General features: G+C 62.0%; 15 protein-coding genes. 10 read left to right on the top strand and 5 right to left on the bottom strand.

Features of this window, described 5'->3' with window-relative positions; all coding sequences use genetic code 11:
* Positions 1–31 precede the first annotated feature (31 nt).
* From QRN42_RS09280 to QRN42_RS09250, 7 genes are all read left to right on the top strand, one after another.
* Entirely contained in the window at positions 32–484 is a 453-nt protein-coding gene (locus QRN42_RS09280; RefSeq protein WP_284975929.1) for an NUDIX hydrolase, read from the top strand.
* A 183-nt stretch (positions 485–667) separates the two neighbouring features.
* A complete protein-coding gene (locus QRN42_RS09275) occupies positions 668–1,762 on the top strand; it encodes an ABC transporter ATP-binding protein (RefSeq protein ID WP_284978946.1) in 1,095 nt (364 codons plus the stop codon).
* Positions 1,762–2,439 (top strand): ABC transporter permease, encoded by a 678-nt coding sequence (locus QRN42_RS09270; protein WP_284975931.1) that lies wholly within the window; start codon positions 1,762–1,764, stop codon positions 2,437–2,439. The genes QRN42_RS09275 and QRN42_RS09270 overlap by 1 nt, the downstream gene beginning before the upstream one ends.
* Positions 2,436–3,179 (top strand): ABC transporter permease, encoded by a 744-nt coding sequence (locus QRN42_RS09265; RefSeq protein WP_284978945.1) that lies wholly within the window; start codon positions 2,436–2,438, stop codon positions 3,177–3,179. Before QRN42_RS09270 ends, QRN42_RS09265 begins: the two co-directional genes overlap by 4 nt.
* Positions 3,176–4,132 carry an ABC transporter substrate-binding protein gene (locus QRN42_RS09260; RefSeq protein WP_284975933.1) on the top strand — a complete coding sequence of 319 codons (957 nt, stop codon included), beginning with the start codon at positions 3,176–3,178 and terminating at the stop codon, positions 4,130–4,132. The genes QRN42_RS09265 and QRN42_RS09260 overlap by 4 nt, the downstream gene beginning before the upstream one ends.
* A gap of 121 nt (positions 4,133–4,253) precedes the next feature.
* Complete coding sequence (locus QRN42_RS09255; RefSeq protein WP_284975934.1) at positions 4,254–5,474, top strand: pyridoxal phosphate-dependent aminotransferase; 1,221 nt, start codon at positions 4,254–4,256, stop codon at positions 5,472–5,474.
* A 50-nt stretch (positions 5,475–5,524) separates the two neighbouring features.
* Complete coding sequence (locus QRN42_RS09250; protein WP_284978944.1) at positions 5,525–6,379, top strand: polyphosphate kinase 2 family protein; 855 nt, start codon at positions 5,525–5,527, stop codon at positions 6,377–6,379.
* On the opposite strand, the gene QRN42_RS09245 is transcribed toward QRN42_RS09250, so the two are convergent.
* Together QRN42_RS09245 and xseA are read right to left on the bottom strand one after the other, a co-directional pair.
* On the bottom strand, positions 6,376–6,639 hold the full coding sequence (locus QRN42_RS09245) for an exodeoxyribonuclease VII small subunit (RefSeq protein ID WP_284978943.1): 264 nt from the start codon (positions 6,637–6,639) through the stop codon (positions 6,376–6,378). The genes QRN42_RS09250 and QRN42_RS09245 overlap by 4 nt on opposite strands.
* 29 nt (positions 6,640–6,668) lie before the next feature.
* Positions 6,669–7,946, bottom strand: a complete 1,278-nt coding sequence (gene xseA / locus QRN42_RS09240; protein WP_284978942.1) for an exodeoxyribonuclease VII large subunit — start codon at positions 7,944–7,946, stop codon at positions 6,669–6,671.
* Positions 7,947–8,168: 222 nt separating this feature from the next.
* Between xseA and QRN42_RS09235 the strand changes: the two genes are divergently transcribed.
* Positions 8,169–9,029, top strand: coding sequence for a hypothetical protein (locus tag QRN42_RS09235; protein ID WP_284978941.1), 861 nt, complete (start codon positions 8,169–8,171; stop codon positions 9,027–9,029).
* 27 nt (positions 9,030–9,056) lie between these two features.
* Positions 9,057–10,142, top strand: coding sequence for a 4-hydroxy-3-methylbut-2-enyl diphosphate reductase (locus tag QRN42_RS09230; RefSeq protein ID WP_284978940.1), 1,086 nt, complete (start codon positions 9,057–9,059; stop codon positions 10,140–10,142).
* A 118-nt stretch (positions 10,143–10,260) separates the two neighbouring features.
* Here QRN42_RS09230 and QRN42_RS09225 read toward each other — a convergent pair whose 3' ends face one another.
* Complete coding sequence (locus tag QRN42_RS09225; protein ID WP_284978939.1) at positions 10,261–11,505, bottom strand: DNA recombination protein RmuC; 1,245 nt, start codon at positions 11,503–11,505, stop codon at positions 10,261–10,263.
* Positions 11,506–11,639: 134 nt separating this feature from the next.
* Here QRN42_RS09225 and ychF point away from each other — a divergent pair, with 134 nt between their 5' ends.
* Positions 11,640–12,725 carry a redox-regulated ATPase YchF gene (ychF, locus tag QRN42_RS09220; RefSeq protein ID WP_284975941.1) on the top strand — a complete coding sequence of 362 codons (1,086 nt, stop codon included), beginning with the start codon at positions 11,640–11,642 and terminating at the stop codon, positions 12,723–12,725.
* Between the two features lie 44 nt (positions 12,726–12,769).
* Here the strand turns inward: ychF and QRN42_RS09215 are convergent, their stop codons facing one another.
* Together QRN42_RS09215 and QRN42_RS09210 are read right to left on the bottom strand one after the other, a co-directional pair.
* Positions 12,770–13,171, bottom strand: coding sequence for a cupin domain-containing protein (locus QRN42_RS09215; RefSeq protein ID WP_284978938.1), 402 nt, complete (start codon positions 13,169–13,171; stop codon positions 12,770–12,772).
* Between the two features lie 75 nt (positions 13,172–13,246).
* Positions 13,247–14,464, bottom strand: coding sequence for an MFS transporter (locus tag QRN42_RS09210; RefSeq protein ID WP_284978937.1), 1,218 nt, complete (start codon positions 14,462–14,464; stop codon positions 13,247–13,249).
* Positions 14,465–14,540: the final 76 nt, after the last annotated feature.

The raw sequence follows: 14,540 nt of genomic DNA, 5'->3' as shown, positions 1-14,540 counted from the left end.
GCCGCCTGGAGCGCACCCCTAAGCTGGCATCATGAGCCTGGACTTCGACACCCGCCCTGCCGCCTACGCCGTCATCATCCGCGATGGCCTGATTCTGTTGGCCTATTGGAAGCAGGACAACAAAGAGGGCTGGACCTTGCCCGGCGGCGGGCTGGACCTCGCCGAACATCCCGTGGACGGGTGTCGCAGGGAAGTTTTCGAAGAAACCGGATATCACGCCAAGATCGAACGGATGTTGGGAATCGACGTCGGGCACTGGCCCGGGGACGTTCAAGCGGACGGTTCCGTCAGGGACTTCCAAGCACTTCGGTTGGTCTATGAAGCCACTGTGGTGGGCGGTGAACTAACCCATGAGGTGGATGGCAGCACCACGCATGCGGCCTGGATTCCCTTGGAGAAAGTGCCGGGGCTACAGCGGGTGTCCTTGGTGGATGTCGCCCTACGGCTGTACTGGGAGCGTCCGGTGGACGGAAAACTCGCCTGAAAGCAGCAGGAAGATTGCCGATTCATTACGGAATACGTGGCGCCGCTGACATCCTCGGCCGGGCTGGTTACTCTGGGGGAAGATTTTACTGTGCGGCCAGATAGCAGCGTTGCGGCCTCTCAATAAGAGTGACGGTCGTTAGGCTCCACCAAAGTTGTCCTCCACAGATAGGTAAGCCCGGGTATGGCTGAAGCCATGATTGAGTTCCAGAGCGTCACCAAGCAATACCAAAGTGGGCAACCGGCCGTGGACGCCTTGACCATGTCCGTGGACAAGGGCGCTATTACCGTATTCGTGGGTCCCTCGGGGTGCGGCAAGACCACCTCCTTGCGGATGATCAACCGTATGGTCGAGCCCACCAAGGGGACCATCACCGTGGGCGGCAAGGACGTTTCGCAAGTGCCCGCTGCTGAGCTTCGCCGCTCCATGGGCTACGTGATGCAGTCGGCCGGGCTGCTGCCGCACCGTTCGGTACTGGACAATGTGGCAACAGTTCCGCGGCTCAACGGAGTTTCGAAGGCCGTGGCGCGCAAGCGGGCCGCGGAACTGCTCGACGTCGTGGGGCTCGATCCGGTACTGGGCAAACGCTACCCCTCACAACTCTCGGGCGGCCAACAACAGCGCGTCGGCGTGGCCAGGGCGCTCGCAGCGGATCCGCCTGTGTTGCTCATGGACGAGCCTTTCAGTGCAGTGGATCCCGTTGTCCGCGACGAACTCCAGCAGGAGTTGCTGCGCCTTCAACGCGAACTTGCCAAGACCATCGTCTTTGTCACGCACGACATCGACGAAGCGACCGTCCTCGGTGACAAGGTGGCCGTGTTCGCCGTCGGGGGCAAACTCGCGCAGTACGCAGCGCCAGAGGAGATCCTCCGGGCCCCCGCCAACGACTTCGTCGCGTCATTCGTCGGTCGCGACCGCGGGTTCCGACACCTTGCCTTCAACGTGGCAGACGCCGTCACGCTTCACCCCGTTGCAACGGTCAGCGCTTCCGACGGAACAAACGCCGGCCGGGAAACGGGGGAGTGGGCACTGGTTGTGGACGCGGACTCGCGTCCCTTGGGTTGGTCCTCGCCCCGGGATGGTGCCGGACTGATTCCCGGTGGCTCCCTCTTCCGCAAGGGAGACACCTTGCGCCGCGCGCTGGACGCAGCGTTGTCCTCGCCGTCGGGCCTCGGTGTAGCGGTGGACGACGACGGCCGGGTGGCCGGAGTCTTGAAGGCGCCCGAGGTCCTGGCGCTGATCGAAGAAGTCCGCCACCACAGGGAGGACGCCACCTGATGGAATGGTTCCTGGCTAACAGCGGCATGATCTTTGGGTTGGCCGGACAGCACCTGCTGCTGGCCGTCATCCCTATGGTTTTGGGACTCGTGATCTCAGTTCCCTTGGCTCAGTTGGCCAGGCAAAACCGGGTCCTGCGTTCGGTGGTCACAACGGCCACCTCGCTGCTCTACACCATTCCTTCGTTGGCCCTTTTCATCATCCTTCCCACGATCCTGGGCACCAGGATCCTGGACCCCCTCAACGTGGTGGTGGCCCTGACGATCTACGCAGTCGCACTGCTGGTCCGGGCTGCCATGGACGCCTTTGACTCCGTGGATGATCAACTCCGCAACGCCGCCGTGGCCATGGGCTTCAAGCCCACCGCTCGCTTCTTCCGGGTGGATTTGCCGTTGTCACTTCCAGTGCTGTTCGCTGGCCTTCGGGTTGTCTCGGTCAGCAACATTTCCCTGGTCAGTGTCGCCGCCCTCTTGGGCGTCGGTAACCTCGGTATCCTCTTCACGGACGGCCTCCAGCGCAACTTCGTCACCGAGGTGGTGGTGGGAATCCTCGCCATCCTGGTTCTCGCCCTGCTCATGGACGCGGTCCTCGTTGTCCTGGAGAGGCTGCTGACGCCTTGGACACGGGCACTTGGGGGCAGCAACGCTGTGCCTAAACCGGCGGGAGCGCCCGTATGAACATCTTGGCCGACACTCTTGCCTGGCTAGCTGATCCCGCACACTGGCGCGGCAGCAGCGGCATACCGAACCGTCTTCTTGAACACCTTCAGTACAGCGCCTTGGTATTGGTTATCGCAGCCGTGATCGCGGTTCCGATCGGCCTGTTCATCGGCCACACCGGCCGTGGCCGTGTGGTTGCCGTCGCCGTGGCAGGTGCCCTGCGCGCACTGCCCACTCTTGGGTTGTTGGTGCTCTTCGCCTTGCTGGCCGGGAGCGGGCTGATGCCGCCTGTCTGGGCGCTCGTCATCCTGACGGTGCCGCCGTTGTTGGCAGGAACGTACGCCGGCATCTCCAGCGTTGATGCCACAGTGGTGGACGCTGCCCGGGCCGTGGGCATGACCGAACTCCAGGTCTTGTTCCGGGTTGAGTTGCCCAACGGCCTTCACGTGATGTTCGGCGGTATCAGGACGGCCGTCCTGCAAGTGATTGCAACAGTGTCTGTAGTGGCCTACCTGCCGTTGGGCGGATTGGGACGCTACCTGTTCGATGGCCTTGTCCTGCAGGATTTCCCCAGGATGCTGGGCGGCTCGTTGCTGATCGCTGCGCTGGCGATCGCTGTAGACCTCATCCTTGCCGGGGTGCAGAGACTGGTTCTCTCGCCTGGCTTGACTCTCGACTCACGCGGACGCCAGACGGCGGCCGACGATCTCGCAGCCCCAGCTCCCGCCGGAGCTGTCCTTCAAGGAGGTACACCATGAAAAACCCTGTATCCACGCCCCTGACCCGCCGTGGGTTGGCCGGGCTCGCCGCCGGAGTCGGCGTTGCCCTCGCCTTGAGCGCCTGCGGTGGCAGCCCGCTGGCCACGCCCTCGACGTCGGCAGCGAGCGGGGGCGCCGCCGGCGGTCCGTTGGTTGTCGGCTCTGCCGACTTTCCGGAAAGCCAGATCATCGGTGAAATCTATGCCGGTGCCTTGAACGCCGCAGGCATCACTGCCACCACCAAGCCCAACATCGGATCCCGGGAGATCTATTACAAGGCCGTCCAGGACGGTTCCATTGACCTTGTTCCGGACTATTCCGGGAACCTGCTGTCCTATTTGGACACGTCGGCTACCCAGGTCTCCGCCGATGACGTGTACAAGGCGCTCCAGGGGAAGCTGCCGTCCGGTCTTGGGGTGCTGGATCCGGCGAAGGCTGAGGACAAGGACGCCATGGTGGTGACCAAGGCGACGCAGCAAAAGTACCAGCTCAAATCCATCGAGGATCTTGCCAAGGTCTGCAAGGACCTCACCATGGGGGCCCCGGCAACTTTCGAGACACGGTCCTACGGGTTCCCTGGCCTGAAGGCCAACTACAACTGCGAGCTCAAGGGCCTGCAGCCGTTCAACGACGGCGGCGGGAACCTGACCCTGCAGGCTCTGCTTTCGGACCAGGTACAGGTGGCAGATATCTTCACCACCACACCGTCAATTGCGGATAATGACCTTGTCATCCTCGAAGATCCCAAGAACAACTTCAAGGCCCAGCAGGTGCTGCCCCTGTACAGCAAGGCCAAGATGACGGACAAGGCCAAGGATGCACTCAACAACGTGTCCAAGATCCTCACCAGCGATGACCTGGTGAAGCTGAATCGCGCCGTCAGCGGCAACCAGAAGCAAAGTGCCAAGGATGCAGCTGCCGCATGGTTGAAAGACAAGGGAATCGTTAAGTAGGTCTCCTGAAAAGCAGCGTACGACGACGGCGACGGACCCAGGCGGGTCTGTCGCCGTCGTCGTACGCGTGTGTGACGGACATCTCCGAAGGAGTCCATCACCCATGTGGCATATTTGAGGAATGGCGAATTTCAAGCAGTCCACGAAGCTTCATAATGTCCTCTACGACATCCGTGGACCGATCCTGCAGGCCGCCCAGCAGATGGAAGCCGAGGGTCACCGGATCCTCAAACTGAACATCGGCAACCCGGCTCCTTTCGGATTCGAGGCGCCCGACGCGATCTTGGTGGACATGATCCGCCACTTGCCCAACGCCCAGGGCTACAGCGATTCGCGAGGTATCTTTTCCGCGCGCACGGCGGTCTCGCAGTACTACCAGACGCGTGGCATCCAGAACATCCACGTTGACGATATCTACTTGGGAAACGGCGTCAGCGAACTGATCACCATGTCCCTCATGGCGCTTTTGGACGACGGTGATGAAGTCCTCATCCCCACGCCCGACTACCCCTTGTGGACCGCGTCAGTGGCCTTGGCCGGCGGCCGTCCTGTGCACTATTTGTGCGACGAGGACTCCGGCTGGCAGCCCGATCTTGAGGACATGGAGTCAAAGATCACGCCCCACACTAAGGGAATCGTGGTCATCAATCCCAACAACCCCACGGGTGCCGTCTACCCCGAAGAGACACTCAAGAAAATTGTGGCGCTGGCCGAGAAACACGGGCTGGTGGTGTTTGCCGATGAGATCTACGAAAAGATCCTTTACGAAGACGCGGTCCACGTAAACCTGGCGTCACTCACCGGCGATGACGTCCTCTGCCTGACCTTCAGCGGATTGTCCAAGGCGTACCGTGTGTGCGGTTACCGGGCAGGCTGGATGGCTATTTCCGGCCCCAAGAAAAATGCTTCGGACTACCTTGAGGGCATCAATCTCCTGGCAAACATGCGCCTGTGTGCCAACGTTCCGGCACAGCATGCCATCCAGACGGCGCTCGGCGGGTACCAAAGCATCAATGACCTCATCCTGCCCGGCGGCAGGCTCCTGGAACAGCGCAACAAAGCTTACGATCTTCTCAACGCGATCCCGGGCGTCAGCACCCAGCAGGCACGGGGGGCGCTTTACCTCTTTCCGAAGCTGGACCCCGAGGTCCACCACATCAGGGATGACGAGAAGTTCGTCCTGGACCTTCTCAAGGAACAGAAGATCCTGGTATCGCACGGCAGGGCGTTCAACTGGGTCCGCCCAGACCACTTCCGAATGGTCACTTTGCCCAACGTCAAAGACATTGAAGAAGCCATCAACCGCATGGCGGACTTCCTGTCGAGGTATCCGGGCAACTAGCCTGAGGTCCAAGGCGAGCCACGGGGGCCGCCGGGCAGAAAGGCATGCCAATGGTAGATGCACTTGAGTTCGCCAAGAGTCCCGCCAAGACCCTGAAAGTGGAGCCCGGGTTCTCGCTTGCCGGCGTCGATCCGAACTCCACGCCCGGTTACAAGGGCAAGAAGTCCGATGGCAAGCAGCTTCTGGCCGCCCAAAAGACCCGCCTCGCCGGACTTCAGGAAAGGCTCTTTGCCGAGGGCAAGTTCGGCAGCGACAAACGGCTCCTGCTCATACTCCAAGCCATGGACACAGCGGGCAAAGGCGGAATCATTGGCCACGTGGTGGGTTCGATGGATCCACAAGGCGTGCAGTTGGCGGCCTTCAAAGCCCCGACGGATGAAGAGAAGTCCCATGACTTCCTCTGGCGGATCGAAAAGCGGTCCCCTGAGGCCGGAATGGTGGGCGTTTTCGACCGTTCCCATTACGAGGACGTACTGATCCACAGGGTCCATGGGTGGGCTGACGCCGCCGAACTGGAACGGCGGTACGCCGCCATTAACGACTTCGAGGCCCGGCTGGTCGAGGATGGCACTACCATCATCAAAGTCATGCTCAACATTAGCCAGGACGAGCAAAAGAAACGCCTTATCGCCAGGCTTGACGATCCCAGTAAACACTGGAAATACAGTCAGACTGACCTGGCCGAGCGAGCGTTCTGGGGCTCCTATATGGATGCTTACAGGGTTGCTTTCGAGAAGACCTCCACCGGGATCGCGCCGTGGCATGTGGTCCCCGCCAACAAGAAATGGTACGCGCGCATCGCCGTGCAGCAGCTGTTGTTGGAGGCTCTCGAAGGCATGTCCCTGAGGTGGCCGTCCGCAGAGTTCGACGTGGCGGCCGAACGCGCGCTCGTCATGAACTCCTAGGACTGCGGCTTCGTCCGGTCTGCGTTGGGGTCCATCTGGGCGTCCCGCGCGCTGGCCAGGCGCTTGCGGGCGCCATCAAGCCAGTCCTCGCAACGCTTGGCCAGCGCTTCGCCCCGTTCCCAGAGGGCGAGGGATTCCTCCAAGCTCGCGCCGCCGGCTTCGAGACGACCCACGACGGCGACCAGTTGTTCGCGGGCTTCCTCGTAGCTGAGGGCATCCAATGAGTCGTGGGCCGGCGCTGCCGGAGTCTTCTCAGTCATGGTGATCCTTACGTCAGGTGTTTCGAAATTCATGGTTCGGCGATTTCGCCATGACCGGACGACACCGCCCGGAAACGGCCTTCGGCCACGCGTATGGCCAATTCCGTGCCTTCAGGGGCTTGCCCCGGGCTGCTCACCACCGTATGCCCTGCGTGGTCTGCCCCGACCACCTGGACCACCGCGTAGCCCCGGTCCAAGGTCTTTTGGGGGGACAATGCCCGTACTTGGGCGCGCAGGTGACGCACTTGGTCCAAAGACCGAACGAGCGCAGTGGACACTGCTGAATGTGCCCGCTGTTGGAGACGTGCAACGTCATCCGCCCGGGTGGCCACCATCGAATCAGGCGACGCCAGGACAGGCCGGGACCTCAACGAGTGGAGCCGGTCCGTCTCCCGATCCACCATGCGGCCCACACTGCGCCGCAAGTGCTCGCGCGCTTGGCGCACCACCCCCAATTCCTCGCTCACGTCGGGCACGATGCGCTTGGCGGCGTCCGTGGGCGTGGAGGCGCGGAGATCGGCCACGTCGTCCAGGATAGGGCGGTCCGCTTCGTGGCCGATTGCGCTCACCACGGGAGTGGAAGCAGCGGCTACGGCCCGGACGAGGTCTTCGTTACTGAACGGCAGGAGATCCTCCAGAGCCCCTCCACCACGGGCCAGTACGATGACGTCAACGTGCGGGTCGGCGTCCAACGATGTGAGGGCGGCGATGATCTGCGCTACGGCCGTGTTGCCCTGCACCGCAACCTCCCGGACATCGAATTCGACGGCGGGCCAGCGGAGTGCCGCGTTACGCAGCACATCCTTTTTGGCATCGGAATCACGGCCCGTAATGAGCCCGATTCGGTGGGGAAGGAGGGGCAGCTTCCGTTTTCGGGAATCCGCGAACAGTCCCTCTGCTGCCAAGGCCTGCCGCAGGCGTTCGATTCGGGCAAGGAGGTCGCCGAGGCCGACGGGCCTGATGTCTTTGACGGACATGTTGAGGCGACCAGTCTTTACCCAGAAGTCCGCCTTCACCAGCGCCACCACCCGCGAACCCCGTTCCAGGGGCACCGGCTGGCGGTCCAGGACAGTGGACCAAACAGAAGCAGGCAAAGAGATTTCGGCGTCGACGTCGCGCAGCGTGAGGAACGCATTGCCGCCCCGGCGGTTCAGTTCGATGACCTGGCCTTCGATCCAAGCGGCCGGTGCCCTTTCAATATGGGCTTTCAACTTGCGTGAGAGCAACTGAAGGGGCCACGGGTTGTCCGGGCTGGTTTCTGCCGCGGTCCCAGGCAGCGTGGATTCCGGGGAGGCGTCAGCGGACATGTCTGCTCCGAAGCTGAGCCGGGGGCCGCAACGGTGATTCCATGGTGATAGTCCTTGCTAAGGGTACGGCGCTTGTCTTAGTGCGTTTGTCTTGTGCTCTTGGCTTGGGGCGCTTGGATGCCGGTCAGTCTTCCAACTCTATCCAGCTATAGCGTGTGGCCCGGACATTTTTCCTATCCTGTGGACAGTCCTAGGATGGTTCCTTGACCCCCGACTCAAAGGATGGCTTTGCGAACTTTTGTCTCAGCGTTGGGAGTGGTGGTCGCCTTGCTGCTCACCGCCGTCGCAGTTCCTGCGGCTTGGGTGGACCAGAACATCGTCAAAGAGGACGGTTTTGTCCGTCTCGCGGGTTCGTTAGGTAGCGATTCCGATTTCCAGAGCCGCCTGGCCACGGCCGCCGTCGGCAGTTTTGAGTCCTCGGTTAATCTTCCCGAACCGGTCCGATCCCTCGCCGCGGGAGTCCTCAAAAGTGCCACCGCGGGAATGCAATCATGGAGCGACTACCCCCAGGCGTGGCAGGACACTGTGAGGAACAGCCATCGCCTCAACTTCGGCGCCGCCGCCCAACCGGGGAGTGGTTCGTCCAGTACGGCCCTTGTCCTCGACGTCGGACCCTTGGTCAGACTGGTGCGCGACCACGTCGCCGGCACTACTGGATTCAAACTGGACGTCCCATCGGAAAATCTGGTCACCCTAGGCCAACCCTCGCAGAGGCAACTCGTTGAGCGGGTCTCGGCCTTCGCGCCACTGTGGTGGGTGGCCGCACTTGGCGCCGTGGTATCTGCCTTGTTGGCGTTGGTGTCTGCCCGTCGGCGCGCCCTGGTATTGCTGTTCTTGGGGCTTGGAGGACTCGCATTGGCCGCGCTCTGGATGGCCGGATCCCAGCTTGCCGGTGGAGTGGTAGGCAATCTGTCCAGTTCGAACAGTGTGGCGGAGCTTTTCAAACAAGAGTTCCTCTCAGCAGCAACAAAGGGCTTTGGTGAATGGGTGTGGGACGCTGCGTTCGCCTCGGGCATCCTGCTCGTCGTAGGCCTCGTAGGTCTGATCGTCTCAAGGCGACGATGGTCACCTTCCGCCCGTTAGCGAGGGTCGGGCCGCTACCATTGAAGGATGACCAGCACAGCCGTTTCCATTCCCATGCCCACGGTGCCCCGCCGGCGGCGTTCCCCGGAAGAGATTCAGGCGGCGGCTCCCGTTACTGGACCCAAGAAGGTTCTCCTGGCAGCCCCCCGGGGTTACTGCGCCGGCGTTGACCGGGCCGTCATCGCCGTCGAAAAGGCTTTGGAACACTACGGACCTCCTGTGTACGTCCGCAAGCAGATCGTTCACAACGTGCACGTCGTGTCCTCGTTGGAAGAACAGGGCGCCATCTTCGTTGACGAAACGGACGAGGTGCCCGAGGGCGCCTTGGTGATCTTCTCCGCGCATGGTGTTTCTCCTGCCGTGGTGCAATCAGCGGAAGATCGAGGGCTGCGCACCATCGATGCCACGTGCCCGCTGGTCACCAAGGTTCACCGCGAAGCTGTTCGCTTCGCCAAGGAGGACTACGACATCCTTTTGATCGGCCATGACGGCCACGAGGAAGTCGAAGGAACCGCCGGCGAAGCCCCGGAGCATATCCAAATCATTAACGGGCCCCATGAGGTAGACAAGGTCACGGTCCGCGATCCTGAAAAGACCATCTGGCTATCGCAGACTACCCTCAGCGTGGATGAAACCATGGAGACCGTACGCCTGCTGAAGGACCGGTTCCCCACTCTGCAGGATCCGCCCAGCGACGACATTTGCTACGCGACCACCAACCGCCAGGTGGCCATCAAGAAGATCGCCCCGCAGGCCGATCTCGTCATCGTGGTCGGTTCGGCAAACTCCTCCAACTCGGTCCGGTTGGTGGAAGTAGCACTTGAATACGGTGCGCGAACCTCCTACCGGGTGGATTTTGCCAACGAGGTTGACGAGGCGTGGTTTGAGGGCGTGGCCACTGTCGGCGTGACATCCGGGGCCTCCGTTCCCGAGGTGCTTGTCCAGGACGTTCTGCGGCTCTTGGCCGACTACGGCTATGGCGAGGTCCAGGAAGTGGTCACAGCTGAGGAAGACCTGCTCTTCTCATTGCCCAAGGAGCTGAGGGCAACCCTGAAGAAGGCTGGCGATGTGTCCAGGGCACTTGGCGGCCGTGGAAGCCGTCCCACGTCCTAGGGCCACCGTGCCGACGTCCTAAGAACCGCCGTGGCTGAACCGCCCGCAGTGCAACTACCCGCAGCGCAACCGCCCGCAGTGTGCCCCCGTTTCCGGGGACGCACTGCGGGCGAGTTCGTTAAGCGGCTGATTCCTCGGTGTCCACCGTGAGCAGTTCAGGGGCTGCCAACCCGCGGGGGACGGCCTCCACGGACATTGGCGTGGCCAAACCGGAGTCATCCATGCTGTTGAGCTTCCGGGCCGTCGGAAGAACCCGGGCCTCCAAGGTCCCTACTAAGGCGTTGTAACGGTCGACGGACGTTTTCAGGGAACTTCCCAGTTTCCCCACATTTTCGCCGAGGGTGCCCATGCGCTCATACAGCTGCTTGGCGAGCTCGAAGAGTTGGTGGGCGCTGTCCGTCAGGACATCCTGGCGCCATGTGAAAGCCACGGATTTGAGGACCGCCAGTAGCGTTCCAGGCGAAGCGAGCACCACGTTTTTGGACAAGGCGTACTCAAGCAAAGCCGGGTCGGCTTCGAGCGCCGCAGCCAAAATGGACTCCGCCGGGAGGAAGCAGATGACCAGCTCTGGTGAGCTCCCGGGAATGTCCCAGTACTTCTTGGCTGCCAGGGCATCGATGTGTGCCTTGAGTGCCTTGGCATGCCGAGCCAGGAGCGCCTTGGGGTCACGAAGTACGGAGTTGAGCTGCCCGGCCGCCGCCACTGATTCGCCTGTGGAGCCGCCGTCGTTGATTTGCTCTTGGGCCTCCAGATAGGCCGAAAGCGGAACCTTGGCATCCACTACCAGTTGCTTGCCGCCTGGCAGTTGAACCACGAGGTCCGGCCGCAGGGTGTTCTCCGTGCTGCCTGAGTGGACCTGCTCATGGAAGTCGACGTGCCGGAGCATTCCGGAGGCTTCCACCACACGGCGCAGCTGGACCTCGCCCCACTGTCCGCGTGCACTGTTGGACCGGAGTGCAGAAGCCAAAGCATGCGTGGATCGCAGCAGTTGTTCGTCGGACAACCGGGCATCCTGGAGCTGCTGGGCGAGCTGACCATATTGTTCTACCCTGTCCCGTTCCAAGAGAGCGACCTGTTGTTGCACGGCCGTCAGCTTGTCAGCGACGGGAGCCAAGGCCTGGAGCACGTTGCTGTCTGTGTTCCTGGCAGCGCTGAGTTCACGGTTTTGGGTAAACAACAGGCGCCGTTCGGCATCGGCTGCAGCCAGTTGCGCCGTCACCTCCGAGAGCCGCGACGATACGGCGTCGAAGTCTTCCTCCAACCCCACGCCCCGACGCCGGAAGAGCACGTAACCGGCAACGAGACCGACGACGGCGCCGATCAGCAGCATCAACAGGGCCAAGACCAATCCAAATCCATCCATGCAGCAACCCTGTCACAGGGGTACGACAGTTTTAGCAAAGCAGCCGCGCCGTGGCACTGCGGCGGGGCACCGCGCCGGGGGCGTGCTTTGGGCGGTAGGCGCCGAGAACACCCCAACGGGTAGAATCTATGCTCGTGGCTCTTACTATTGGCATCGTCGGACTGCCCAACGTCGGCAAATCAACTCTTTTCAACGCACTGACCCGCAACCAGGTGCTTGCTGCGAATTATCCGTTCGCAACGATCGAACCGAATGTCGGCGTCGTCAACCTGCCGGATCCCCGTTTGGCTAAGCTCGCGGAGATCTTCGGTTCGCAGCGTCTTTTGCCGGCGCCGGTCTCGTTCGTGGACATTGCCGGGATCGTTAAGGGCGCATCGGAGGGTGAGGGCTTGGGCAACAAGTTCCTCGCAAACATCCGCGAGGCCGAGGCTATCGCGCAGGTGGTGCGCGTGTTCGACGACCCGGATGTCATCCACGTGGACGGCAAGGTAGATCCGCGCTCAGACATGGAGACCATCAACACCGAGCTCATCCTGGCCGATCTCCAGACCATCGAAAACGCGATCCCGCGCATCGAAAAAGAAGTCAAGATCAAGAAGCGCGACGCCGCGGAGCTGGCCGCCATCAAGGCCGCCCAAGCTGTACTCGAGCGCGGTGACACCATTTTCTCGTCCATCAAGAGCGACAAGTTGGAGATGGCACACCTCAAGGAGTTGGGCCTCCTCACCGCAAAGCCCTTCATCTACGTTTTCAATGCGGATGAAGGGATTCTCGGAGATCCGGCAAAGCAGGACGAACTCCGGGCCTTGGTGGCCCCTGCGGACGCCATCTTCCTTGATGCCAAGCTGGAATCGGACCTCGTGGAACTGGACGAGGACGAAGCTCGCGAGATGCTGGAAATGAACGGTCAGACCGAATCCGGCCTCGACCAGTTGGCGCGCGTCGGTTTCCACACGCTGGGCCTGCAGACATACCTGACGGCTGGCCCCAAGGAAACCCGTGCGTGGACTATTCGCCAAGGCGACACCGCACCCCAAGCCGCTGGCGTGATCCACTCCGACTTCCAACGTGGGTTCATCAAGGCCGAAGTCGTTTCCTTCGATGACCTCATCGACGCCGGTTCCATGTCCGAAGCCAAATCCCGGGGCAAGGTTCGGATCGAAGGCAAAGAGTATGTGATGGCCGACGGCGACGTGGTGGAGTTCAGGTTTAACGTCTAGCGTTAACCTCCTGGAGCTTTTGCGATCGCCGCTGGAGTGGCCCTCTACTTGCCGTTGTACTCATCGTCGCTAACGTGCTCTCCCCAAGTTGTCGTGGTGGAGGGATCTTCGCCGTTCTGGAGCATGGCGATGTGTTCCATGAAGCAACCGGGGGCGGCCGCATGCCAGTGCCCCTCGCCGGGCGCCGTGTACAGAGTCTGTCCTGGGTGAACTTCGATGATCTTGCCGTCGCGGCCGCCGAAGCGGGCCACGCCTTGGGTCACGCGAAGGTACTGGCCGTGTTTGTGGGAGTGCCAGGCTGTGCGGGCTCCTGGAGCGAAGCGCACAGTGGCAACTACCATCGTCTGGTCCTGCTCGTGGGGAACTGCGATCGGGTCGAGCCAGACATCGCCGGCGAACTGCGCGGCCGGGTTTTTGGTGGTGGGGCCGGTGGGTTCGATATTCATGGTTTTCCTACTCTTTATCGCTGAAAAATTCCTTTGCCACACCCATTTCGGGCATGCCCTTGGGTTGGTCGGACGTCATGGACCTTCTGTCGGTGAGGGGCTGGGGAGGAACGCCGTACGGCGTCCGTAGATGGTCAGTAGGAGTGCGGCCAGACCGGCGACGATCATCACGATCGTGAGCACCAAGGCGCTGAAGTTCGTTAGCAACGCGGCTCCGAGAACGCCGGCGGCGAAGATGGCCAGGTTGAACGCTACTGGCAAGAATGAATTTGCGACGTCGGAATCCTCCCCTCCAGTGACGGTCAGGGCAGCTTGCAGCTGGGCAGGAGCCCCGCCGAATGTGATGCCCCACAGGATGGTGGCCGCGATGATCGCGGGGCCCGACGTATTGCCGAAGAGCAGCACCACTGCCGCGGCGATGAACGCGATGACGCTTCCGTGCAAAAGGGGGCGGGGGTGGCGGTCCAGGACCGCACCGGTAATGATGATTCCGGCGATCGAGGCCACACCGAAGATGAAGAGTTCGACGTCGGCCGTGAGACTGGTGCCTGTGGTCCTCAGGTACGGTGCGATGTAGGTGTAGATGGTGTTGTGGGCCAGCATCCACGTGAAAATGACCGCTAGGATCACTGCGATACCCGGAATGCGAAAGACCCGGACCAGGGGGAGCCGTGAGGTCCCGGATTGCCCTGGTGCGTCGGGCGCGATCACAGCAATTAACGCAGCAGCGATGAGGGCAACCCCTGTGAGGCCGGCGAATGCCCAGCGCCAGCCAAGACTCGTTCCGATCCAGGAGCCAAGGGGTGTGCCGAGTGCGAATCCGACGGGCGCCCCGACGGAGACGACCGCCAAGGAGAGCCCGGCTCGGGAGGGAGGGCTGATCTTCCGGCCGTAGGCGGCCAGCATTCCCCAGATGATTCCGGAGAACGCCCCAGCGAGGAAACGCGATGCCAGGGAGAGGGCTACGTCGCTTGAAAGGGCAGTGGTGGTATTAGCCAGGATGAGGCCGCCGATAGCGCCGAGGAGCAATGGCTTCCGGCGCATGCCCCGGGTCAGCGTAATTGCGGGGATGGTGACGATCACGGTGCCTAGGGCATAGGCGCTGACGAACAGTCCGACGGTGCCTTCGCGTATGTCCATTCCGGCGGCAATGACCGGCAGCAGCCCCGCCGGCATGGTCTCCATCGCGACCAGTACAAAGCCTATGACGGCAAGAGCGGCCAAGCTGGCTAAGGGCAGCCGTTTCGGCTCGTCGGCTAACTTCAGGGACGGTGCCGGGGCGGTGGTGGTCATTCTTCTCCTTGTTCGCGACTCAGGGTGTCGGGATCCTTATCCAGTCAACACGCGGCGTCTCAGGGGTGGGAGTCTC

This window comes from Arthrobacter sp. fls2-241-R2A-200, assembly GCF_030209745.1.
GTDB lineage: Bacteria > Actinomycetota > Actinomycetes > Actinomycetales > Micrococcaceae > Arthrobacter.
The sequence above is the reverse complement of the archived record's forward strand: the minus strand, read 5'-3'. Positions and strand labels throughout refer to the sequence as shown.